At 72.9% G+C, this 21,923-nt stretch carries 18 protein-coding genes and 2 pseudogenes; 10 read left to right on the plus strand and 10 right to left on the minus strand.

Translation table 11 applies throughout. The features are described 5' to 3' along the window. Positions 1 to 98: 98 nt before the first annotated feature. Together ACZ3TI_RS36490 and ACZ3TI_RS36495 are read right to left on the minus strand one after the other, a co-directional pair. Positions 99 to 296 carry a hypothetical protein gene (locus ACZ3TI_RS36490; RefSeq protein WP_465734093.1) on the minus strand — a complete coding sequence of 66 codons (198 nt, stop codon included), beginning with the start codon at positions 294 to 296 and terminating at the stop codon, positions 99 to 101. Between the two features lie 988 nt (positions 297 to 1,284). Next, positions 1,285 to 1,737, minus strand: a complete 453-nt coding sequence (locus ACZ3TI_RS36495) for a hypothetical protein (protein ID WP_465734095.1) — start codon at positions 1,735 to 1,737, stop codon at positions 1,285 to 1,287. Between the two features lie 517 nt (positions 1,738 to 2,254). Between ACZ3TI_RS36495 and ACZ3TI_RS36500 the strand changes: the two genes are divergently transcribed. After that, positions 2,255 to 3,226: a phosphotransferase family protein gene (locus ACZ3TI_RS36500; protein WP_465734097.1), complete on the plus strand. Its 972-nt coding sequence runs from the start codon at positions 2,255 to 2,257 to the stop codon at positions 3,224 to 3,226. Between the two features lie 110 nt (positions 3,227 to 3,336). Here the strand turns inward: ACZ3TI_RS36500 and ACZ3TI_RS36505 are convergent, their stop codons facing one another. Then, a complete protein-coding gene (locus ACZ3TI_RS36505) occupies positions 3,337 to 3,645 on the minus strand; it encodes a hypothetical protein (protein ID WP_465734099.1) in 309 nt (102 codons plus the stop codon). Positions 3,646 to 3,910: 265 nt separating this feature from the next. Between ACZ3TI_RS36505 and ACZ3TI_RS36510 the strand changes: the two genes are divergently transcribed. The 4 genes from ACZ3TI_RS36510 (at position 3,911) to ACZ3TI_RS36525 (ending at position 6,151) form a co-directional block, all read left to right on the plus strand. Next, positions 3,911 to 4,120, plus strand: coding sequence for a hypothetical protein (locus ACZ3TI_RS36510; RefSeq protein ID WP_465734101.1), 210 nt, complete (start codon positions 3,911 to 3,913; stop codon positions 4,118 to 4,120). Between the two features lie 62 nt (positions 4,121 to 4,182). Further along, positions 4,183 to 4,938, plus strand: a complete 756-nt coding sequence (locus ACZ3TI_RS36515) for a methyltransferase domain-containing protein (RefSeq protein WP_465734103.1) — start codon at positions 4,183 to 4,185, stop codon at positions 4,936 to 4,938. Positions 4,939 to 5,158: 220 nt separating this feature from the next. Continuing rightward, positions 5,159 to 5,536, plus strand: a complete 378-nt coding sequence (locus tag ACZ3TI_RS36520) for a hypothetical protein (protein ID WP_465734105.1) — start codon at positions 5,159 to 5,161, stop codon at positions 5,534 to 5,536. 120 nt (positions 5,537 to 5,656) lie between these two features. Further along, positions 5,657 to 6,151 carry a hypothetical protein gene (locus tag ACZ3TI_RS36525; protein ID WP_465734107.1) on the plus strand — a complete coding sequence of 165 codons (495 nt, stop codon included), beginning with the start codon at positions 5,657 to 5,659 and terminating at the stop codon, positions 6,149 to 6,151. A gap of 246 nt (positions 6,152 to 6,397) precedes the next feature. Here the strand turns inward: ACZ3TI_RS36525 and ACZ3TI_RS36530 are convergent, their stop codons facing one another. The 3 genes from ACZ3TI_RS36530 to ACZ3TI_RS36540 form a co-directional block, all read right to left on the minus strand. Next, entirely contained in the window at positions 6,398 to 6,940 is a 543-nt protein-coding gene (locus ACZ3TI_RS36530) for a hypothetical protein (protein WP_465734108.1), read from the minus strand. A gap of 723 nt (positions 6,941 to 7,663) precedes the next feature. Continuing rightward, positions 7,664 to 10,642 (minus strand): AAA family ATPase, encoded by a 2,979-nt coding sequence (locus ACZ3TI_RS36535; protein ID WP_465734110.1) that lies wholly within the window; start codon positions 10,640 to 10,642, stop codon positions 7,664 to 7,666. Positions 10,643 to 10,879: 237 nt separating this feature from the next. Continuing rightward, entirely contained in the window at positions 10,880 to 12,037 is a 1,158-nt protein-coding gene (locus tag ACZ3TI_RS36540) for a carboxylate-amine ligase (protein WP_465734112.1), read from the minus strand. Between the two features lie 595 nt (positions 12,038 to 12,632). Between ACZ3TI_RS36540 and ACZ3TI_RS36545 the strand changes: the two are divergent. After that, positions 12,633 to 12,890: pseudogene (locus ACZ3TI_RS36545) on the plus strand (TetR family transcriptional regulator); the annotation flags it as partial. A gap of 105 nt (positions 12,891 to 12,995) precedes the next feature. Here ACZ3TI_RS36545 and ACZ3TI_RS36550 read toward each other — a convergent pair. Next, a complete protein-coding gene (locus ACZ3TI_RS36550; protein WP_465734114.1) occupies positions 12,996 to 13,709 on the minus strand; it encodes a hypothetical protein in 714 nt (237 codons plus the stop codon). A gap of 290 nt (positions 13,710 to 13,999) precedes the next feature. Between ACZ3TI_RS36550 and ACZ3TI_RS36555 the strand changes: the two genes are divergently transcribed. Beyond that, a complete protein-coding gene (locus ACZ3TI_RS36555; RefSeq protein WP_465734116.1) occupies positions 14,000 to 14,968 on the plus strand; it encodes an LLM class F420-dependent oxidoreductase in 969 nt (322 codons plus the stop codon). 1,439 nt (positions 14,969 to 16,407) lie between these two features. On the opposite strand, the gene ligD is transcribed toward ACZ3TI_RS36555, so the two are convergent. Then, positions 16,408 to 17,541 carry a non-homologous end-joining DNA ligase gene (gene ligD, locus ACZ3TI_RS36560; protein ID WP_465734118.1) on the minus strand — a complete coding sequence of 378 codons (1,134 nt, stop codon included), beginning with the start codon at positions 17,539 to 17,541 and terminating at the stop codon, positions 16,408 to 16,410. On the opposite strand from ligD, the gene ACZ3TI_RS36565 reads away from it, so the two are divergent. Both ACZ3TI_RS36565 and ACZ3TI_RS36570 read left to right on the plus strand, forming a co-directional pair. Next, positions 17,540 to 17,932: a hypothetical protein gene (locus ACZ3TI_RS36565; RefSeq protein WP_465734120.1), complete on the plus strand. Its 393-nt coding sequence runs from the start codon at positions 17,540 to 17,542 to the stop codon at positions 17,930 to 17,932. The genes ligD and ACZ3TI_RS36565 overlap by 2 nt on opposite strands. Then, the gene (locus ACZ3TI_RS36570) at positions 17,932 to 20,454 is read left to right on the plus strand and encodes a DUF4132 domain-containing protein (RefSeq protein ID WP_465734122.1); all 2,523 of its coding nucleotides are present in this window, start codon (positions 17,932 to 17,934) and stop codon (positions 20,452 to 20,454) included. Before ACZ3TI_RS36565 ends, ACZ3TI_RS36570 begins: the two co-directional genes overlap by 1 nt. 10 nt (positions 20,455 to 20,464) lie before the next feature. Here ACZ3TI_RS36570 and ACZ3TI_RS36575 read toward each other — a convergent pair. Next, positions 20,465 to 20,675, minus strand: a pseudogene (locus ACZ3TI_RS36575) (Ppx/GppA family phosphatase); the annotation flags it as partial. Positions 20,676 to 20,678: 3 nt separating this feature from the next. Continuing rightward, a complete protein-coding gene (locus ACZ3TI_RS36580; protein WP_465734124.1) occupies positions 20,679 to 20,870 on the minus strand; it encodes a DUF2071 domain-containing protein in 192 nt (63 codons plus the stop codon). Between the two features lie 285 nt (positions 20,871 to 21,155). Between ACZ3TI_RS36580 and ACZ3TI_RS36585 the strand changes: the two genes are divergently transcribed. Further along, positions 21,156 to 21,716, plus strand: a complete 561-nt coding sequence (locus tag ACZ3TI_RS36585) for a hemerythrin domain-containing protein (protein ID WP_465734126.1) — start codon at positions 21,156 to 21,158, stop codon at positions 21,714 to 21,716. The last annotated feature ends 207 nt before the right edge of the window (positions 21,717 to 21,923 follow it).

The following is a 21,923-nucleotide window of genomic DNA, read 5'->3' on the forward strand; positions in this document are numbered from 1 at the left end:
CGATCCGAGAACCGCTCACCCACCGACGACTTCACCTGACCGGGCCTTGGCACAACCCGTCCAACGACCAAAGCCCACCAAAGTCACCGGTATTGCATCTAATGCCCTTGGTTCTGCCTGTCCCCCACCGGGTGCATCAGCGTGGCGGTGTCGGCCGCCTCACCGACGTCGTGGGGAGCGGACACGGACGCGCCGGGCTCGGCAGCGTGCGACGGCGTCGCGAGACCGAACGCGGCGCTCGCCACCACGGCGCTCGTGATGGCCATCTTCGCGAGCCCACCGCCGAAGTCCGGCATGCGGCACCTCCCCCGTTCACTTCCCGCCCCACTGACGGGAGTTGATACGGGGCAGCGAAGCACTGGCCGGCGGGCCGCGGCAACCCCCGAGGAGGCGGCCCAGGCGCGAGCCCGGCCCGGTCGGCGCGTTGCGGGTCCCTGCGGCCCACCGGCGGCCAGGACGAGCGCGGCCGCGGGGGCCGTGGTGCGTCCGACACGAAGGACGACGGCGGTGGCGACGGCCGCGGCGGGCCGGCGGTGCGGACTCGGTCCGGCGGCGGGTGGGCGCGGGCCGGTCAGGGGCGGCTTCCGCGGCGGGTGTAGGCGGCGGCGCCCGCCGCGGTGAGGAGCGTGGCGGTCGTCGCGGAGGTGGCGGTGGCGGGTGCTGGACCATCCAGGTCAGGGCCTGTCCGCCGACCGAGGCCCGGGGCCCCGTCGCCAGCATCAACAGGGCCCAGCCGGTGGAGGGAACCCAGGCCGCGTGGGCGCCGAAGAGGACCGCGGCGAGGGCGGTCAGCGCGGTGAGCGCCGCGACGGCCTGGGCGAGGCCGGCGACGGGCAGGGCGTGGGAGTGCTGACCGGCGGTCAGCTGGGCCGCGGCGAGCAGGCCGAGGAGGAGGCCGCCGAGCAGGAGCAGGTGAAGGGCGCGGATCAGCTGCCAAGGGGGCGGGCGTGCCGCGTTCCAGCTCCTCGTCCGGGCCGGCGAGCGTACGGGCGGTGGCGGCGGCGCCCAGGACGGCGGAGGTCAGGCCGGCTGTGCCTCGGTCGACGAGGCCGGTGAACGTCTCACGCCCTGGTCTGACAGGAAGCGAGGGCCCCGGTTTTCCCGGGTGATGTGATCTGCGCCGCATTCAGTGGGGCGGGACGGGGAGTGTGCGTGGTGCGTGGTCAGGCGTCGTGGGCGCCCGCCCATACGGCGGGCGTCCGCCTTGGCTTCGGGTCTTGAGGCCCAGCGGTCCTGGCGATATCGGGCCGCCCGGTGCCGAGTCCGGGCCGTACCCGGGCTCGACTATGCGATGACCTCTTCGATGTCGTCGAGGACAGAGATGGTCACAGCAACATTGAGAGGACTTTCCCAGTCGACGTGAAGCAAGAACTCCACACCGCCCGTTCCACCTTCGGGGCCGTGCGCGCCAACATTGGTGACGTAGACGTTCGCCGCGCCGAGAAGCGGTCGACCAGGAGTCTTCGAGCCGGGGACGCCACCTAGTATTGGAGTGAATTCTGAAGCCGTGACAATCACCGGGGAGTCGAGATTGATGGGCGCCCAGTTGAAATTCTTACGAAGCGTCCCCTGCTGGTCCCGATATATGACACGCAGTGATCGAGTCATGGTGGGTCCCTCCTGAGGTTCCGTTCCTTCCAGCATGCGCAGGATTCCCCTGCGCGGCAAGGCTATTTCAGCGGGATTTGATTTCAAGTCGCGGACGACCGCGCCATTGTGGCGGTACGTGGCCACCACGGAAAAATCGTAGACGGAGAGTGATCTACCACGGTTTCCCCCGGGCAGTGATTGACGAATCACCAGTCCGACCTCCAAGGACGCCACGCACGCCGGAATCCGGCACCTCAGGCGCCCTCAGCCCCTCCGCCTCGTGGGACCCAGAGGAATTCCCGTGTGAAAATCGACGCAGCCCAGGCGGATGAATCCGCACAAGCCGACGCATACACGCCAAAATGCACCCGAAGGGCCCGTATGAGCAATCCGCACAGTCCGGACGCATGGCGAGAGTCCGACCCGTACCCATACCCGGGATCTCCCCACCTGGGCTACTGAACTTGAATGGGTGATGTCGGAGCCGTTTACCTGACAGTGACCTTCACGGAATCGCGGTCAGAACCTTGACGTTCCCCACCCCTCGCCATGGGGGCGGACAGACCGGCTCGCCCGACTTCTCCACCCGCCACCGGCACGCTGACGTGCGGACAGGCCCGAGAGGGTTTCGCGCATGCCGCCGTCCGGATGATGAGGTGGCACGGTGACCAATCACGATGAGGCGGCGAGTGTCCGACCGTTGACGCTGGCCTGGGTGCGCCGGCACCTGGAGGCCGACGAGCGGATCGTCGGAGCCGAGGCGCTGCACGGCGGCGCCACCGCCGACATGCGGAGGCTGACCATCGGCAGGCGGGACGGAAGCACCCGGCACCTGGTGCTGCGCTCCTTCGTCGACCCGACCCGGCAGGGGCCCGCCGAGGACCTCCTGCACAGGGAGGCCGACGCCCTGACCGCGCTCCCCGGAACCGGCGTGCCGGCTCCCGGACTCGTCGCCGTCGATCCGACCGCCGCGCACTGCGAGTACCCCTCGCTCCTCATGACCCACCTGCCGGGCCGGACGGTCCTCGACGACGAGGGGCTGGAGACGCGCCTGCCCCTGCTGGCGCGTCAACTCGTGGCGGTCCACGCGGTGCGGCCGGCCGTCCGGCCCCGGGAGTACGTGGCGCTGACGACCGCCGACACGGTCGTGACCCCCGAGGGCGCCGACGCCGCGGTCTGGGCCGCCGCGATCGACGTGATCCGCAAGCCCGCGCCGCGCTACGAAGGGCGGTTCCTGCACCGGGACTTCCAGCCGGGCAACGTGCTGTTCGACCCGCCGCCCGGGGACCCGGCCGGTGCCGCCGGTGCCCGGATCACCGGCGTCGTCGACTGGGCGGCGGCCTCCTGGGGCCCGGCGGACCTCGACGTGGCGCACTGCTCCACCAATCTCGCGCTGCTGCACGGCCCGACGTGGGGCCTGCGCTTCACCGAGGCGTACCAGGAGGCCGGCGGCATGCTGGCCGCGACCGCGGACGAGCGGCTGTACTGGCAGGTGCGGGAGCCACTGGCGTTCTCGGAGGAAGTGCAGTGGGTGGCGCAGCCGTGGCGGGAGGCAGGACGGACCGAGCTGACGACACGAGCCGTGGAGGAGCGGCTGGATGCCTATGTCACCTCCCTGATGGACGCGCTGGGCTGAGCCAAGGCAGGCGGTCCGGGCGCGGCCCGGCGCCGACCTCATCGTTTACCGCTCAACCAAGTGGGGAATCGGGCAGACCCTCGGGAAGTTCGGGCAGCAGCTGCGCGCCCTCACCGACCGGCGCCGTCAGCTGGTACGGGGCGCTGACCGGGCAGGCCCGACGAGACGCCGGCACGGCGGGTCACCCGCTCGGCGCCGACGCGGTCGAAGACCTGGACCGGACGCTGTCCGCCGCGCTCGTCCAGGCCTAGGAGCGCAACGACCGAACGCGGGACGCCCGCACGCGGGCCGGTGGCCGGGTGCGGGCCGGGCAGGAAGCCGTCGGTTCCGCCGGCAGGCAGAGCGCCCACGCCCGCGAGGCCGTCCGGAAGGCGGCCGAGCGGCTGCGGCAGCTGGAAGACGGCGGCCACGGTGGCCACGGCGGCCGGGTCGGCTGACTGCGGAGCTCGGCCCGACGCTGCGGGGTTCGGGCGGGCGGCTGCTGCGCCGGCGCCCCGTAGCGCGTCGGCGTGTCGCCTCCGAGCGCGGCTCAGCAGGGCGGCGACGCCCGTCGGCCCAACACCGCGTGCGAACACACGGGCTCGGCGGCGACGCTGGCCATACCCGCCCCTACGAACGGCGGCGGGACCGGCACGGCGAAGGAGGCCATCACGGCCCGAGGGCAAGGATCAGGGCGAGGGCCCGGTGCGGGTGCGGACCCTCGGCAACGCCACTTTCCTTCGCCTGCCCCACGTCCTCCACACCCTGGAACGACTGCTCACGCACCGGCCCGTCGAACTCGACCTGGCCGGGCTGCGCCACCTCGATCACGCCCGCATGAACGCCCTGCAGACCTGGTCCGACCAGCACGACGCCCGCATGGTCCAGCCCGACCGGACCACCGTGTCCGTCTGAGTCCCTGTCGATCGGATGAGCTTCCGCGACGGCCAGGTAACCCAAGAAGTCCGGGAGGCTCCGTGGAAGGCCACGAGATACGCAAGCTCGCCGAGCTCGAAGACCGGCACTGGTGGTACAAGGAGCGGCGAGTACTGCTGGGTCGGGAGCTCGCCAAGTTCGGCACGTCGGGCACCGCGCTGGACATCGGGGCCGCGGGTGGGGGCAACACCCGGGTGCTGCGGGCGCACGGCTGGCAGGCGGTCGCGGTCGAGTACGGGGCGGAAGGCGCCCAGGTGGCCCGGGACCGCGGGATCACCGTGATGCGGGCCGACGCCCGCCGGCTCCCGGTCGCCGACGGCACGGTCGACCTGGTGATCGCCTTCGACGTGCTGGAGCACATCGAGGAGGACCACGCGGCGATGGCCGAGATCTACCGGGTGCTGCGCCCGGGCGGGGTGGCACTCATCGCAGTGCCGAGCGACATGCGGCTCTGGTCGGCGCACGACGTCGCGGTCGGCCACGTCCGCCGCTACAGCCGTGACACCCTCCGCTCGGTGATCGTCCGCAACGGCTTCACCTTGGAGACCCTGCAGAGCTGGAACGTGCTCCTGCGCCCGGCGGCCGCCTGGCACCGGAAGAAGAGCACGGGCAGCGACCTGGACGAGGTGCCGGCCCTCACCAACAAGGCGCTCAGCACGGTGATCGCCGCCGAGCGCTACCTGCCGGTCAAGGGCCTGCCGGGCGTCTCCCTGCTCACCCGGGCCCGCAAGCCCACCGCCGCTGCCACAGAGGCGTCGCCACGAAGCGCGGCAGCCCCAGCCCGGCACCCGCAGTGAACGGGGACACCCGGGAGGCCCGGCGGCGCAGCACGGCGGCCAGGGCGCGCCGTTCCGGTGCGGCCAGGAGAGACTGTGGAACCGACTGCCCTGGGCCTCAGGCGGCGCTCATCGTCTGTCATCGTCGCCAGGATCGGCGATCAGGGCGGCGTCGGACTCGAGGCGCCCAAGGTCGAAGTCCAGGGAACCAGACCCGGCTGCGGACGCCGCCGAGCAGTCCGTGCTCCCGGTCGTCGTCCTCATCCGGGGCGCGGTCGGAGTGGCCCGGGTGCTGGGCGAGGGCGGCGTGCAGCGTCCCGAGAGCACGTCGGGGATGCCCTCGGAGAGCCCTTCGGCGCAGGCCCGGGTCGTGGCGACCGTCAGCGACGTCTCCGACTGCAAGGGCAGCGCGGGCATTGCCTCACCGGCCAGCCAGGACGTGACGCTGACGAACGGTGAGAGCCCGCCCGTGACGTTCAGCATCCCGCCGCTGTCCGGAGCGGGCGACCGCACGATCTGCTACACGCTGACGATCGACGGCGCCAGCAAGCGCGACCAGAGCGCCGGTCCCGGCAGTGGCCCTGGAGGGACTCCGAGCTCGGGTGGTGGGACTCCTTGAGCGCGCCGGGGGGGTGCGAGCGGGCCCGCCGAGTCGGAGCGTGCACCCGGCGGGCCGACGCCCCCTCGCCCACCCAGTGCCGGGATCGCGCAGATCGCCACGTGGATCGCCCCGACCACCTTGATCACCGCCCTGCTGTTCTTCTTCGGCTACGTCCACACCAGCGCCTACTACGACTACTTCGGCGTCGACAGTTCGACACTCGGCTTCGCCACCCGAGAGGTGCTGGTGGACAGCGAGACCGCGCTCTACCTGCCCGCCGGCGTCGCGGCGTTCGGCGCCCTGGCGACGGCGTTGGCGTTCTACCTCGCAGCCAGGACCATCTCCCTGGGGGACGGCGGGGAGAAGGCGGTCCTCCGCGCCTGCCGGGTCGTCACCGGGCTCGCCGCGCTGCTCCTCGTGCTCGGATTCCTCACCGGCTTCGAGGTGATCAACACGGGCCACCTGGGCACCTCGCTGATGATCGGGGGAGAGCGCCACCGCCGGGATGTCGTCGCATGCGCTCGCGAGGCCGCCCATCAGGCCAGGCAGCGTCCAGGGCCACACGGCCCAGTTCGGCGGGGAACCCTCGCTCGTCCCGGCCTTGTGGCAACCGGTGCGACCGGGGCGCCCTGACACCATCCGAAGAGCCGCTGTGCTGCGGGCCGTCGAGGGGGGGGCGGACCGCGGCGCGGCCGTGCGCGGGGCGGGCGCTCAGCCGGGGTGGAGCGCTACCCGCACGTCAGCGTCCATCGGAAGGATCAAGAGATCGCCGTGGTTCCAGCTCGCGTCGCGTCCTGGAGGGCGGTGTCGTGGTCCGGGTCCACCTCGTGCCAGAGGTGGCGGGCGAATCGCGGCCGAGCGGCCCGAACCGGTCGCCCGTCAGGCGAAGATCGCGATGACCTGACCGGCGTATCCGACCGCCTGGAGCGTGGAGTTGGCCAGAGCACCCAGGTCGACGTTGACCCTGTTGTCGCAGCGGGCACTCCAGCCGCCGCCCGAGGCCTGCCAGGCGTCACGGATGGCCTGACGTGAGCCGCTGCTGTTCCAGTTGTAGTCCCGGGATCCCGACTCGAAGGTCCCGTGCATCCGGCCGGCCGTCTCGAACACGAAGGCTGTGCCGTTGGCGAAGCGCACGGCGCAGACGCCGGCGTAGTTGTAGCTCGGCGCGCCCGAATCGTGCATGTGGCCGGAGTAGTTGTACGACCCGTCGGGGAAGACGCTCAGCGAGTACCAGCCGCCGACCGGAACGCCTCCGCCGAAGGTCACGTTGTGGTTGATGACGACCTGCGTCGGCAGGACGGCCACCGCGGCCGCCGACGGCGTGGAGGCCGCCTGCGCTGCGGTCGGGCCGGCAATGGTTCCCACGGCCAGCAGAGCAGTTGCGAGGGCTGTGGCGCTGCGGCGCTTGGTGATGCTCACCATGACTCCGTCTCCTTCGAACATCGGAGTTGGTGTCGAGTTCAACCGTTGACCAGCGGTGTCTCACCACTGCGGAGCGACTGGCGGTTTCCTCCCGCCTGCCACCAGCCGTGTTGACCGGCACTCATGCCGGGGGCCCCTTTATTTCCACCTTAGTTCAGCCGACGGCCTCCCCGCACGGCGGATAACCGGCCCGTGCCCGGGACGGTCGCTCCACTCGAAAATCATGACAACTCTCCCGGAATCGGCGCCGTATCAGTCGCGAGAGGGTCCCGACACCGCCCGGATCGGCGTGGCGTGACAGATGCCGTATGCCGGTGCGTTCGTCGGGTCCGCCGTTGTCGAGGTCCGTCGTCGTGACTCCCGGCCACCCCTGCCGGCAATAGTCACCGTCAGCGACGCCGGGCGGGCGGCGAAGGATCGTCGATCGCACGTCCGCCCTGACCCGAGTCGTCGCCCGCGGCCCGGCGCCGATGTCCGGGCCGGGCCCGGCGGGTCATCGCTTTGCGTGTCAACGGTGCCCCTCGTGGGCCGCTGTACCCGGTCGGGCGTCACCGCGGCGAACCACTCACGTACACGGGCTCCGCATGTCTGGACGGACAGGCCGACCGGGGCCCACACCGGTGGACACCAGCGCAACCCGATCCCGGATCCCAGCCCCGCCCCGCCCCGCGCGTGGGACAACGATCCGACCAGGCGACAGTCACATGATCGGCCGGCCGGACCCTAGGCGCCTATGTCCTCCGGGTGGAAGAGGCGGAGGTCGTCGACGGTGGTCTCCAGACCCGTGCGTTCGCGTTCGCGGAGGCGGCGGGCCTGGGCGGTCTGGACGGCCGCAAGGAGTTTGCGGACCTCACGGGCGTTGCCGAGGGCGTAGTCGGGGGCGTGGGTGCTGAGGTGGGAGCGCACGGCGGCCAGGGTCTCGGCGGGGAGGGTGTAGCCGGCGGTTTCGGCCATCCGGACCAGGATCTCGACGAGTTCGTCGAGGCCATATGCGGGGAACTCGACGGTGGCGGAGAAGCGGGAGGCGAGGCCGGGGTTGGCGGCGAGGAAGGACTGCATCTCGTCGGTGTAGCCGGCCACGATGACGACGACCTCGTCGCGGTGGTCCTCCATCAGCTTCACCAGGGTGTCGATCGCCTCCTGCCCGTAGTCGGGCCCCGAGCCGGCCGGGCGGACCAGGGCGTACGCCTCGTCGATGAACAGCAGGCCGCCGCGGGCCCGTTCGAAGGCCTCGGCAGTCAGGGCGGCGGTCTGCCCGGTGAACGCGCCGACCAGGCCCGCGCGGGAGACCTCGACGACCTGCCCGCGGGCGAGGACGCCCAACGCCGCGAGCAGCGAGCCGTACAGCCGGGCGACGGTGGTCTTGCCCGTCCCGGGTGGGCCGGAGAAGACCAGGTGGCTGGGCAGCGGGTCGGCGGGCAGGCCGGCCGCGCGGCGGCGCCGGGCCATCACGATCAGGTCCATCAGGTCCCGGATCTGCTGCTTGATGCTCTCCAGGCCCACCATGGCGGAGAGTTCGCCCAGGATGGCGTCCAGCTGGTCGGTGTCCCTGGCCTCGCCGAAGCGTGTGCCCAGGCCGCGGTCGACCACGCCGTTCAGGTCCTCGGGCAGGAGCTGCACCAGTTCCTCGGGCGAGGGGTCGTCGTGGTCGGCCAGCCGCAGCGCCTGCTGCTGTATGGCGGCCTCGAAGATGCGCCGGGCCTCGCGCCCGTTGCCGAACGTCGCGGTGCGCCGGGCCTGCTGAAAGTGGGCCTTCAGGGCCTCGCGGGTGCCGTCGGCGAGGACGAAGTCGAACTGCGCGGTCAGCCCCTCGACGATGGCGACGAGTTCGTCCGGGGTGTAGTCCTCGAACTCGATGGTGCGGGAGACCCGCGACTGGAGGCCGGGGTTGGCGGAGAGGAACTCGCGCATCTCGGCCGAGTAGCCGGCGAACACGACGACGACCTCGTCCCGGTGGTCCTCCATCAGCTTCACCAGGGTGTCGATCGCCTCCTGGCCGAAGTCCGTGCCCACGCCGAAGCGGCGGGAGAGGGCGTAGGCCTCGTCGATGAACAGGACGCCCCCGCGGGCGTTGTGGAAGACGGCGGTGGTCTTCTGGGTCGTCTCGCCGAGCACCTTCCCGACCAGGTCGGCTCGGGAGACCTCGGTGACGTGGCCGTCGGAGACCACGCCCAGGGCGGCCAGTAGCCTCCCGTACACCCGGGCGACGGTGGTCTTGCCGGTGCCCGCGGAGCCGGAGAACACCATGTGCCGCCCGATCGGCGGCCCTTGGGCCACCCCCGCGCGGCGGCGCTGCTCAGCCACCCGCAGGAACTTGACGAGCTTGCCGATCTCCTCCTTGACCTCGCGCAGGCCGATCATGGCGTCCAGCTCGGCGAGCAGCGCGTCCAGGGACGCGTTCGGGGCGGCGGCCGGCGCCGTACTGCCGGTCGGCCGGTCGGCGGACGGGACGGACGGGCGGGGCGGCGCCGGCGGCGGCGGCGGGGCGGGGGTGGCGGCAGGAGCTGTGGTGGAGTCCGGCGCCGGCTGGAAGTCCCGCAGGTCGTCCTTCTGGTTGCCCGTCGAGACCAGTGCCTTGATGTCGGCGTCGGCGCCCCGGAACACGATGAGCCCGGGGCCCTCGGTCCCGGTGACGGTGACGTTGCGCAACCGGGCGGGCCCGCCGGGCATGAGCACCAGGCCGGAGTCGGCGTTGCGGGTCAGCTCGACCCCGGTCATGGTGAGCGCGCCGTCGTCGCCGAAGCCGACGCCGACCTTGTTCCGCCCGATCCGGCCGCCAGTCACCTCGGTTCGGCTGCCGCCCCCGCCGCCGGCCGCGAGCCCGAGCTCCGCCGACCCCTCGATGACGCAGTCGGTGAGCGTGGCCGCGGCACCGTCGTCCACGACGGCCCCGTGGCGGCGGGCGTCCTGCACGGTGACCCTGTCGGCGTTCAGGACACCGCGGGTGGTGCACCAGACGCCGTCCATCGCGGCCGCGGTGATCCGAAGCCCCTCCACGGTGGCGTGGGCGTCGTCCCGGACCACGAGCCCGCACAGCTTGGAGCCGGAGACGGAGCCGCCGCGGATCGCGGCCCTGGCGTGGGCGTCGACCATGATCCCGGCCTGGTCCGGGCCGTCGATCTCGCACAGCTCGATCAGCGGGTTGGCCCCCGCGGTGACCCAGATCCCGTGCTCCCGGGCCCCGTTGACACGGCAGTTGCGCACGCTCACCCGGGCGCCGTCACGCAGCGCGATCCCGCACGCCGCGGCGCCGATCACCTCGGTGCCCTCGATCACGCCGACGGCGTCCCGGTAGGCGATGCCGGCGTCGCGGGCGGTGCTCCCGCGCAGGAACAGCTCCGCGCCGCCGCGGGCCCACACACTGGTGGCCGACCGGCTCATGAACTCGCAGTCCTCCACCACCGCGGTGCCGCCGACGACGCTCAGCGCCAGCCCGTCCGGGTGCCAGTTACGCAGGACCAGGCGGTGGAGCGTCGTGTGGCCCTCGATCTGGAGGTTGTGCTCGTCGGAGCAGTCGATCACGACGGACCCGCGCGGGCCGAGCGCGGTGATCGTCGCCGTGCCCCAGAACCGGTACGCCTCGGTCCGGTAGTGACCGGGCGTGATCGCGATGTTGACCGCCCCGGCCGGGGCTGCCTGCAACGCATCGCTCAGCGTCCGGTACGCCCTCGGCTCCGTCGGCGACACCAGCAGATTGAACATCCACACCCCATTGCCCCGGCCCACGATGATCCGAGACGTGATCGTATGTCAGGGCCCGGACTCCGCCGACCTGCGGTGTCGGTCGGCAGATCAGGGACAGAGCGGGGGACGGGAGTTCGAAGACTGGCCCCGCATCGGAACCACCCAGGGCAGGTGGTGAACTTCACCGGTCGCCCGGTCCACCCCGCGGCCCGAACGTTGTCAGGACGGCGGCGGACCAGCGGCGGAGGCACCCGCTCAGGCCGCCGCGCTCTCCGCCGCGATCATCGCGATCAGTCCGGAGCGCCCGTGTTCCGCCAGGTGCCGACGCTGGCGTTCGGCGCCGTTGCCCTCCTCCAGCAGGCGGCCGACCAACGGGACCACCGCACGGGTGTCACCCAGTTCGTCCATGACCGGACCGAGTGCGGCCAGCATGGAGCCGACGAGTTCGTCGGCCGGCCGGGACAGTCCCGTCGCCGGATCGTGCAGGGTGCCGTTCATTCCGTACCGGGCGGCGTGCCACCCCGCGCCGTCCAGGCTCTCCGGCGTCCGCTCCGGCGCGGGACGCCCGGCAGCCGCGTCCCGCATCGCCGTGACGACCAGCGCGCGCACCAGCCCGGCCAGCATCACCGCCTCGTCGGCGCGCAGCTGGACGTCCATCGCGCGCAGCTCGATGGTCGGGAACTTCGCCGAGAGCCGGGCCTGCCAGTACAGCTGTCCCCGGTCGCGGATCAACTGGGCCTCCAGTAGGTGGTCGATGCGGCGCTCGTAGTCCTCCGCGTCCGTGAAGTACGGCGGGATCCCGCTGATCGGCCAGCGGCTGAAGACCACCGTGCGCCAACTCGCGTAGCCGGTGTCGGAGCCGTACCACAGTGGCGAGTTGGCCGACAGCGCGGTCAGCACCGGCAGCCAGGGCCGGAGGCGGTTCAGCACCTCGACACCCGTCTGCGGGTCGGGCACGGCCACGTGCACGTGCATGCCGTTGATGAGCGCCTCGTCCGCCAGCCGCGACATGTTCCGCCTGATGGAACGGTAACGCGGGGCGTCGACGATCGCCGGGGGCGTGGAGGGGGCGTACGGGGCGGTGGCGCACGCGGCGAGCCGGCAGTCGGCCGTCTCGGCGGCGGCCGCGAGCGCGTGCCGCAGGCGCAGCAGGTGGCCGCCGACCTCGGCGAGGTCCCGGCAGACCGGGGTGGCCACCTCCACCTGCGCCTGGAGCAGCTCGTTCTGCAGCTCGGTGTGGTGCACGGCGGGGTGCAGCCCGGCCGCCTCCTGCACCGCGTCGACGTGCGGCAGCGGCAGACCGCTGTCCGGGTCGAGCAGCAGGTACTCTTCCTCGACGCCGACGGTCGGACGGCCGCCCGCATCCAGGGTGAGCCGGCCGTCACCGCCTGTCGTGTCGGTGCCAGTGCCCATAACTGCGGGTTACCCGCCCCTCTGATGGCCAACCGGCACAGGCGCAGCCCGGCCGCCCTGCCGAAGGAAGTGGGCGATGGCCTCCGACGCGACCTCGCTCATCACAGCCTCCTCGGCGCTTCGGCCCGGAAACGGGGTGCACGGCAGGTTCGGCCGCGGTTCTCGGACCCGTCGTCGGTACGTCTTTCCGCTTCGGCACGAACGCCACCCCTCGACTTCGCCTACTGGAGGCGGTCTTCCCGCCCCCTCGGCCGGCCACCCCCGCCGACATCACCGGCGGCGGACGCGTGGACATCGTCGGCTTCGGCGGCCCCGGTGTCCGTGGCCGCAACCTCCACCGCCACTTCAGGACCGGATGACCGGCGCCCTCGGCCCGGGCGCCGCGGGCGGAACGGGGCGTAGCCCGGCAGGGGCTTGAGGGACGAGGGGGCGTTCCGTGGGAAGGCAGCCATCCTCCGGCCCGGCCGGCTGGGCGCTGCGGGCAACGCCGGTGGGGATCGAGCCGGGCGTCGCCGGCGGGCTGACACCGGGTGCGTCCTTGCGGGCCCGCGCCTTCTGCGCGCCCCTCGGGATCTCCTGCTCGGCCCCCTCGAGCGCGGTCACCACCTGGCACTCCACCCCGGCAGAACGCCGCAATCCGGCGCTGCTGCCCACTCTCCGCGAGGCCATGGTCGCCGCCGTCACCCGCGCCGAACCGACGGTCCCCGCCGCTGAGGCCGGCCCCGCCGCGGCGGCCCGCGCGCTGCGCGCCGCTCTCCCCGACGATGCCGATGTCCTGAGCGACGCCGAGCAGCACCTGCTGCGCGAGTGGCTCACCCGCCTGGCAGCGGACAGGGGCGCTCCGCACGCCTGATCGCGCGTCAGGAGCCCTCGCGCCGGTCAGACCTCCCGAGGAAAGACCGTGCGACGGCGGGTCCGCACCGAGGGACAGGGGTCTGGCGGGCCCGGGGCCCGGCGGTCAGGCGCGGCCCGGATCGATCCAGACCCGCAGCGGACCGACCGCCTCGAAGCCGTGCCGCAGGGCGGCCACCAGATCGTCGTCGCCCTCGTAACCGACCAGGGGCAGGGCGGGGAACAGCCGGTGGACCGCCTCCAGCACGACCGGCCAGGCCGCGTCGACGCCCCCGTCCAGGGCGAAGACATTGGAGATCCCGACCACCCGGTCGCCGCGGCTCGCCACCGCACCGGCCACCACCCGGCCGTCGGGAGACCGTCCGGCGATCACGAAGGTGGCCGGGTCGTCGAGCAGTTCGGGCCGGAAGAGGTGCGCGTCTCCGGCTCCGTCGTCCCAGGCGAGCGCCCAGGCACGCAGGGCGTCGGCGCTGTCCACCACCTCCCAGGCGAGGTCCGACGCGGTGGCGGGCGCGCCCGCCGGGCGATGCACCCACTGCGCGTCGAACAGCACCCGGAAGCCGGCCCCGGTCAGATCGAGGTCGGCGAAGCTGTCCTTGACCGACGCCCCGGGGGCCGCGGTGTCGATCCGGGCGACCAGCGCGGCCGCGTCCGCCCCGGGCAGCAGCGTCACCGCGTCGGGGTAGTAGAGGGGCGTGCGGCTCGCGGCGACCCACGCCTCTTCCTCGAAGGCGCCCGCCGAGCCGTGCGATCGGCTCATCACCGCGCACCATTCGGCGTTGTTGCGGGCGGCTGCCTGGACCAGGGAGTGGTTCGACATCGTCACAGGAGTGGATCATGCCCCGACCGCACCCGGCCGGGCGACCCGTTTTCGCGCCGCCGCCCCGAGGGTGCTCCTCCCCCGAACCCGCCGGATGTCGGACGGTGCCGGCCGCGGCAGGTGCCGGGCGGCAATGCCGGCCGTGGCAGGTGCCGGGCGGCAGGCGGCACGGCGGGGCGGCCGCCCACCCGCGCGGGCCCGGAACGGGTCACGACGGGCGAGCTGGTGCCTTCGGGTGAAGCACGGGACCGTGCGGTGAGGACCGCATCCGATGGGGCAGGCGTCCGGTCATGGTGCAGATCGGATACACGATGATGACGGAGCAGCGTGGCCCCCGGGACCTCGTCTCCGACGTGGTGCTCGCCGAACGGGCGGGGTTCGACTTCTCGGTGATCTCGGACCACTACTTCCCCTGGCTGGACGAGCAGGGCCACTCCCCCTACGCCTGGGCGGTGCTCGGCGCCGCCGCGCAGGCCACCTCCCGGATCCCGCTGATGACCTACGTGACCTGCCCGACCTTCCGCTACCACCCCGTGGTGGTGGCACAGAAGGCCGCGACGGTGCAGTTGCTGTCCGAGGGCCGGTTCCGGCTCGGCCTGGGCAGCGGGGAGAACCTCAACGAGCACGTGGTGGGCCTGGGCTGGCCATCGGTGTCGGTGCGTCAGGAGATGCTCGCCGAGGCTGTGGAGATCATCCGGGCGCTCTTCGAGGGCGGCTACGTGACCCGGCACGGCACGCACTTCGACGTGGCCGGGGCCCGGCTGTGGGACCTCCCCGAGCAGCCCCCGCCGATCGGCGTGGCCGTGTCCGGCCCGGCGTCCTGCGCCCTGGCCGGCCGGCTCGCCGACCTGGTCATCGCCGTCCAACCGGACGCCGCGCTCATCTCCTCGTTCGTCGGCCACGGGGGTGCGGGAAAGCCCGCGGTGGGCCAGCTGCCCGTGTGTTGGGACCCGGACCGGGACACCGCCGTCCGCCGGGCCCACGAGCAGTTCCGCTGGTTCGGCGGCGGCTGGAAGGTCAACGCGGAGCTGCCGGGGACCGCGGGCTTCGCGGGGGCCAGCCGCTTCGTCCGTCCCGAGGACGTCGCCGGGGCCATCGCCTGTGGCGACCGCGTCGAGGACTTCGTCGAGGCCGTGCGCCCCTACGTCGACGCCGGATTCGACGAGATCGCGCTCGTCCAGGTCGGCGGCGACAGCCAACCCGCCTTCCTCGACTGGGCCCGGGACACCCTCCTCCCCGCGCTGCACACCGCCTTCTGACGCGGCCCACCGGGCTTGGGCGCCGCGGGCGAGGGCGCCGAAGCGGGTGTCAGCGGTGAGAGCCGATCAGCAGCATGGTGAGCACCGCGTCGTCCTGGCCGTCGTCCTCGGGGCGGCCCGACGACGGCCGGGCCCCGGGTCCAGTAGATCCGCCAGGCGTCGGCGCCGGTCTCAGGCGGGGCCGCCCCCCGGCCACGTACGACCGGTCCGGCCCGCGGCGGGGTACGACCGCCGCCACGCTCGGCGACCGGCGGCGGCGGTCGCCGTGCGACGGTTTGCCCCTTCGGCGACCGGGCACGCGCCGCAGCGACGGCGGTGAACGGCGACGGCGGTTCCAGGGAGGCCCAGATGTACGCGGCCAGGGTGATGGGCAAGCCGTTCCGGCTGGTGGCGGGCCCATGGGCCGGCGGGCCGGCCGGATGGGTGGCGTGGCGCCTGTGGCGGAGGTTCGCCGGCCGTCCCCGGGCCAGGAGCACGACCGGAGGCACACACGCCTGGCGTCGCCCGCTGGCCGCGGGCGCCCTTCCGGCGGCGGTGTTCGCGCTGGCGAAGGCGGCGCGCGCCGGGCGCGCCCGGAATCCGGCGTGAGCGGACAAGCCCGCCCGCACCGGGCGGAAACCCTGCCCTTGCCGGAGGCGGTCGCTGCGCCACTGATGGGGTGACCGGTGCCGAGCTCCAGTGCCGACGCCAAACCGGCCGCCGCTCGTCGGACCCGCTGAGCGCCCCGACCGGGGCGCGCGGCCACACCGCCCGGCATGCACACCCCACGGCCGGGCGCCGCACGGTGAAGCCCTCGGGCGGCCGGACCCGTACACAGCCCGGCCGCCCACGGCGGGGGTAAGGCGCCCGACACCGTCCTGACCGAGGGGCGCCCGGTGGCCGGGAGCCTGAGCGGGGTTCCTGGGCCGGGGGTTTGAGGGGCGGGGTCGGCTGCTGGCCGAATTCGTCGAAGATGGCCCGGAGGTCGCCGGCCAGGGACGCTCACTCCGGGTGCTGGCACCGGGGGCACAGCTCATGGCGGCCCTCGGGTGTGATCACGGTGCCCCAGCTGCGGCATTCTTCGCAGCCTCGGGCCCTGTCGATGTTCGCGCGGACGGTAGGAGCGTGGGGGTGGGCTCCATGGGTCATGGGTGATTTTCCTCTGTAGAGCACTATCACTTATGACCAGTTTGCCATTTTTCGTATAGATATGCGGCGTGGGTTGCTGATCAAGGCGCAGGGCACTGCTCGGGGGCTACCGGACCCGCCCAGCAGCTGTCGGGCGAACGGCTCCGACATCACGCTCCCAGGTTCAGCGAATGAGATGCCGTCTGGCTGCAGGCAGTCTGACCTGTCAGGTGCCCCGGGTGCCCGTGTCGGCGGCGGCGGCACGTCGCGGCCCCGCCCCTGCCGGGGTAGCCGCCTTCACGGGCGGGGCCGAGAAAGAGGCCCCGGCCGGTTCAGCGCAGGCCGCGCCACACGGGTTGGCGGAGCCGGCCGGCGTCGGTGAGTTCGAGGTATTCGACCTCGGCCTGCAGCTCGGGGCGGACGAACCGGACCACGGTGCCGCGCAGCAGCCCCAGCCCGGCACCCACGGTGAACGGGGACACCGGGGAGGCCAGGCGGCGCAGGACGGCGGCCAGGGCGCGCCGTTCGGGTGCGGCGAAGCCGGTGCCGACGGAGCCTGCGAACAGCAGCGGGCCGCCGGCCTCTGCGCGGACGCCCACGAGGACGGCGCGCACCGAGGCCTCGCCCTGTCCGCCGGGGAGCCAGCCGCCGATCACGACGTCCGCCGTCCGCAGGTGTTTGAGCTTGATCCAGTCCCGGGAGCGTGTGCCCGGGGTGTAGAGGGAATCGCTGCGCTTGGCGATGACCCCCTCGAGCCGGTGTTCACGCGTCCATCCGTAGGCCTCGGCGACGTCGTCCCAGGCCGGCGGCACGCGCACGCGGGGCCGCTCCAGGTCCAGGACCTCGAGCCGTTCCCGCCGCCGCGCGTACGGCTCGGCGAGCAGCGACCGACCATGGGCGTGCAGGAGGTCGAACGCGATGAACAGGGCGGGTGCGGCCGTCACGGCGGCCTGCACCGCCGCGGGGCGGGTGCGGTGAACGCGGCCCTGCAGCGCCGCGAACGACGGCGTCCCCTCGCGCATCACCACCAGCTCGCCGTCCAGGATCACGGGTCCGCGGACCTCGGTGAGTGCCTCGGCCACCTCGGGGAACCGGTCGGTGAAGTCGCTGCCCCGGCGGCCCACCAGCCGCACCGGCGCGGCCTCGGGCACGTACGCCACGCACCGCACCCCGTCCCATTTCACCTCCCCCACCCACCCGGACCCGGACGGAAGCCGGCCGGCCGTCGCCAGCATCGGCTCGACGTGCGGCAGCCTCACCCGGGCCGACCCTCGCGCACCCATACCTCCAGAGTGCGGCCACCCGGACCCGCGGCGACGGCGCATGCGTCCGGCCGGCCGACACCGGCCTCCCCGGTCGTGACGCGAAGGGCGCGGGTGGGACGACCGGTCGTCCCACCCGCGCTCGGGAGGGATGTATCCCGGCGAGGTCCACTGTCGGTGCCGGTCGCTAGGGTCTGCGGGCATGGCGACAGTGATCTTCGTCGACGAGACGACCTCGGGACTGCGACGGGAGGCCTGCGGGCTGGCCGTCCGGGAGGAGCGGTTGACGCTGCGCGAGCTGATCCGCCGCCGGGTGTTCCAGGAGGTGGCCGAGCACGACGCGGGCCGCTCCACGCGGTTCCGCGGCCTGGTGCAGCCGACCGCCGTGGAACGGGCCCTGAACGGGGAGCGGCGGGCCGCAGGCCCGGGGATCGACCCCGAGCGGCAGTTCCTGAGCGCCGTCGAGGCGTTCGGCCGCAACGGGTTCCTGGTGCTGGTCGGCGACCGGCAGGTCGAGGAGCTGGACGCCGAGCTGGACCTGCGCACCGACACCGAGGTGTGCTTCCTGAAACTGGTTCCGTTGGTGGGTGGCTGATGACTACGACCGATCCTCTCGACCTGGCCGTCGAGCGACTGCTCGACGCGCTCGACGTGCTCGACGCGGAGCACCTGGATGAGGTGTGCGCGGCTCTGATGGAGGTCGACACCGCAGTCGGGGGCGACTGGTCCGACGAGCGCGTGGTGTCCGCCCGCGACCGCGTGCTGGAGCTGGACGGCAAGACCCGGGCCAGGCTGGTGGCGGACCTGGTGCAGTGGAAGCTGATGCTCTGGCGTCCGGTGGAGATCGAGCGGCTGACGCGGCAGCGCCGTGCGCTGGTCCGGCTGGCGTCGATGGTCTCGCAGGGCTTTCCGCAGGGTCCGGCTCGCGAGCTGCGCGAGGACTGGATGCATCTGCTGGGCCGCCAGTGGTACTTCGCCGAACTCCACACGGCCGAGCAGCTGATCAGCGAGGAGCTCCGGGCTGGCCGCCCGGTCGACGGCGCGGTGGTCGCCGCCGTCCGGCGGTCGGCACTGTCCGTCCGGCCGCACCACAGCCTCGTCGTCGACCTCGCGGCCGCGCTGCCCGAGCCGCTGCTCAGCCCCGGCGAGGCCTGGGCCGACCGGCTCGTGGCCGACCTCGACGAGCTCGATCCGCCCGGCGGCTCCGAAAGGCCGTGGCTGGACCTGGTCAAGCACGCCGTCCAGGTCAAGTCCCCCAGGCCGAACGCCCGTTGGGAGCGGACCGGGCGAGCCCTGCTCGACGCGGTCGGCCCTGAGCGCGCCCGCGAGCGGATCACCGAGTGGCTCTCGCTGGTCGGCCTCCCGCGCACCCTCGAACTGGTCGCGGGCCCGAACCCAGGGGGAGCCGGCCAGCTCGACCCGCACAACCTCGACGCGCTGCGCGGACTCGCCCTGCTGCTGACTCTGGCCCCGGCTCACCCCGACAGCGCCCGGGTACTGGCCCGGCTCGTCGAATCCGCACTGCGCAGGGTGCCGGAGACAGGCCCCCAGGCGCCCAAGGTCGCCAACGCCGCCGTGCACTGCCTGGCGCGCCTGGACGGCGCGGACGGGCTCGCCCAGCTGGCCGTCCTCAGCACCCGGGTGACGTACAAGGGCACCGTCAATGAGCTCGACAAGGCGCTCCGCGAGCGCGCCGCCGCACTCGGCCTGAGCCGAGCCGACATCGAGGAACTCGCCGTTCCGTCCTACGGGTTGACCGGGATCGGTGTCCGCGTCGAACGGTTCGGCGAGGCCCGGGTGGAGCTGCTGGTGGAAGGCTGCCGGGTGCGCCGGACGTGGTACGACGGGGCCGGCCGTACGGTGAAGACCCCGCCGGCCTCGGTGCGCCGTGACCACGCCGGGGCGCTCAAGGAGTTCAAGGCCTCGGTCAAGGACCTCGAGAAGATGCTGACCGCGCAGTCCGAACGGTTGGACCGGCAGTTCCTGGCGCAGCGCACGTGGCGGTACGGCCCCTGGCGGCAGCGCCTGCTGGACCACCCGCTGGTCGGCACCCTGGCCCGCCGGCTGATCTGGACGGTGGACGGCACCGCCTGCTCCTGGCTGGACGGTGCCCTGCGCACCGTGACCGGTGAGGGACTCGCGCCCGCCGAGGACGCCCCGGTGGAACTGTGGCACCCGGTCGGCTGCCCGCCCGAGAGCGTGCTCGCCTGGCGCGCCGCGCTGGAACGTCACGGAGTCGTCCAGCCGTTCAAGCAGGCGCACCGGGAGGTGTACCTGCTCACCGCCGCCGAGGAGCGCACCCGGGTGTACTCCAACCGCTTCGCCGCGCACGTCCTGCGCCAGCACCGTTTCCACGCCCTGGCCGCTGCCCGGGGCTGGCACAGCCGACTCCAGCTCGCCGTGGACGACTGCTTCGCCGCCCCGAAGCGGCTGCTGCCCGAGTGGGGCCTGCGGGCCGAGTACTGGGTGAACGGCGCGGACGCGGACTGGGGGGAGCCGTTCACCCACCTGGGCACCGACCAGGTGCGGTTCTACCCGATCGACGCGCCGGAGAACCTCACCCAGGCGGGCAGCGGCCGGTACGGTCCGGTCATGGTGCCCGGACTGCAACCGTGCGAGCCGGTGCCGCTCGCGGAGGTGCCACCGCTGGTGCTGAGCGAAGTGCTGCGCGACGTCGACCTGTTCGTCGGCGTGACCAGCATCGGCAACGACCCGACCTGGTCGGACGGCGGGCCGGAGGGGCGCCACCGCGACTACTGGCAGTCCTACAGCTTCGGAGAGTTGTCGCAGAGCGCCCGCGAGCGCGGCGAGTTGCTGGCCCGGCTGCTGCCCCGACTGGCGGTCGGGGACCGCTGCACCGTGGACGGCCGCTTCCTGGAGGTCCGCGGCGACCTGCGCACGTACCGGATCCACCTGGGCTCGGCCAACGTCCTGATGGCGCCCGACGACCGGCACCTGTGCGTCCTGCCCGGCTCCGAGAGCCCCACCGACGGGACGGCGTACCTGCCGTTCGAGGGCGACCACATGCTGGCGGTCATCCTCAGTAAGGCGCTGCTGCTGGCCCGCGACAGCGCGATCACCGACCCGGGCATCACCGGCCAACTCGCCTCGCGCTGACCGCTCGCACCCGGACGGCCCACGGGCAGACCGTGACCGGGCGCAGATCCATGAGTCTCATGGCGCTGTGGCCGACCACCGCTCCGGCCAGGCTCTGCGCGGCGCGCGCAGAGCCTGGCCGGCCGCTGGAAGGTACGAGAGGTGACGACGGTGGACTGCGGCCTCTCCCAGCGGATCCGGTCAGCGACGTCCCGCAGCTGGTGGCGTGCGCGGCGGCGCACCTCTCAGTGGACGCCGTCCGAGAAGTGGACGAGCGGCGGGTTCGCCGGCTCGGGCAGGTCCGCGGCCGCGGTGAGGTCCTGGACGACGGTGACGTCTGTCGTGCTCCGCAGCGGCCACGGCTCGTGCTCCACCGGTGTCTCCCAGAGCACACCGAGGTGGCGGGTGTAGGCGCGCCAGCGGGAGGTCCGCCGCACGCCGCAGCGGCCACGGGTGATCCCTTGCTGCCGGCAGTGTCCGGCGTGTTCGGAACCGGGCGGGCAAGTTCGCATGCCCTGGCGGCGTCTGGGCAGGCGAGCAGGGGGTCGGCCTGGTCACGCACGGGCGGGCCGGTTCCGAAGAGCGCCATCAGGGTGCCGCTCGTGGGCCGCCGATCGGATGAGGAATTCGTCCTCGGCCGACTCGGAGGTCCCGCCCGGGAATCAGTGCCTGCTGGGCCGGGACGAAGCCGGCACTCGAAGCACAGGAGAGGCGGATACACGATGGGACACGGCGGCAACGTCATCAACGAGCTGATGACCGATCACCGGGAGGTCAAAAAGATCTTCGGCCGGATCCAGGGCATGGGCGGCGGCGGACAGCAGCTGCGCGACCTCGTGGACGAGGTCACGATCGAGCTGGTGCGGCACTCGGTCGCCGAGGAGCAGTACCTCTACCCCGCGGTGCGCGAGCACGTCGAGGGCGGCGACCAGCTCGCCGACAAGGAGCTCAAGGACCACGAGGAAGTGGAGAAGCTCCTCAAGCAGCTGGAGAAGATGAGCACCGACGACCCGGAGATGATGCCGATGCTGCGGCAGCTCATGGACGAGGTCACGGCCCACATCCAGGACGAGGAGACCACCCTCTTCCCCGTGTTCAGCACGGCCTGTACGCCGCAGATGCTGGACGACCTCGGCGACAAGATCCGCCGCGCGAAGTCCATGGCCCCCACCCGGCCGCATCCCGCCGCGCCGAGCAGCCCCACCGCGAGCAAGATCCTCGCGCCCGGGGCGGGCCTGGTCGACCGGGCCCGCGACTTCGTCTCCGGCCGCGGCAAGTCCTGACCTGCCCGTGGCCCGGGGCGGCCGGCACCGGGCAGCCCCGGCCCGGCGTCGGCCTCCGGCCGTGCGCGGGCCGGGGCCGGGCTGCCATGCCTGGGATCTGGCGCAGGCGAGCCCGCCCAGGCAACCCGATGAGCCCGGCTCGGCTACCCGCCCACGAGAACGAGACGCCCTCGGCCCCCACAGAAGTGACCCGGGTCATGCCGCCAT

The organism is Kitasatospora sp. NPDC023120, from assembly GCF_055560835.1.

Bases quoted from the DNA above. Each gene is read 5' to 3' on its own strand.
- ACZ3TI_RS36555 (WP_465734116.1), top strand. From the start codon at position 14,000: ATGGTGCAGATCGGATACACGATGATGACGGAGCAGCGTGGCCCCCGG.
- ACZ3TI_RS36565 (WP_465734120.1), top strand. From the start codon at position 17,540: ATGGCGACAGTGATCTTCGTCGACGAGACGACCTCGGGACTGCGACGG.
- ACZ3TI_RS36585 (WP_465734126.1), top strand. From the start codon at position 21,156: ATGGGACACGGCGGCAACGTCATCAACGAGCTGATGACCGATCACCGG.
- ACZ3TI_RS36540 (WP_465734112.1), bottom strand. From the start codon at position 12,037: ATGGGCACTGGCACCGACACGACAGGCGGTGACGGCCGGCTCACCCTG.
- ACZ3TI_RS36535 (WP_465734110.1), bottom strand. From the start codon at position 10,642: ATGTTCAATCTGCTGGTGTCGCCGACGGAGCCGAGGGCGTACCGGACG.
- ACZ3TI_RS36490 (WP_465734093.1), bottom strand. From the start codon at position 296: ATGCCGGACTTCGGCGGTGGGCTCGCGAAGATGGCCATCACGAGCGCC.
- ACZ3TI_RS36550 (WP_465734114.1), bottom strand. From the start codon at position 13,709: ATGTCGAACCACTCCCTGGTCCAGGCAGCCGCCCGCAACAACGCCGAA.
- ACZ3TI_RS36570 (WP_465734122.1), top strand. From the start codon at position 17,932: ATGACTACGACCGATCCTCTCGACCTGGCCGTCGAGCGACTGCTCGAC.
- ligD (WP_465734118.1), bottom strand. From the start codon at position 17,541: ATGCCCGCAGACCCTAGCGACCGGCACCGACAGTGGACCTCGCCGGGA.
- ACZ3TI_RS36530 (WP_465734108.1), bottom strand. From the start codon at position 6,940: ATGGTGAGCATCACCAAGCGCCGCAGCGCCACAGCCCTCGCAACTGCT.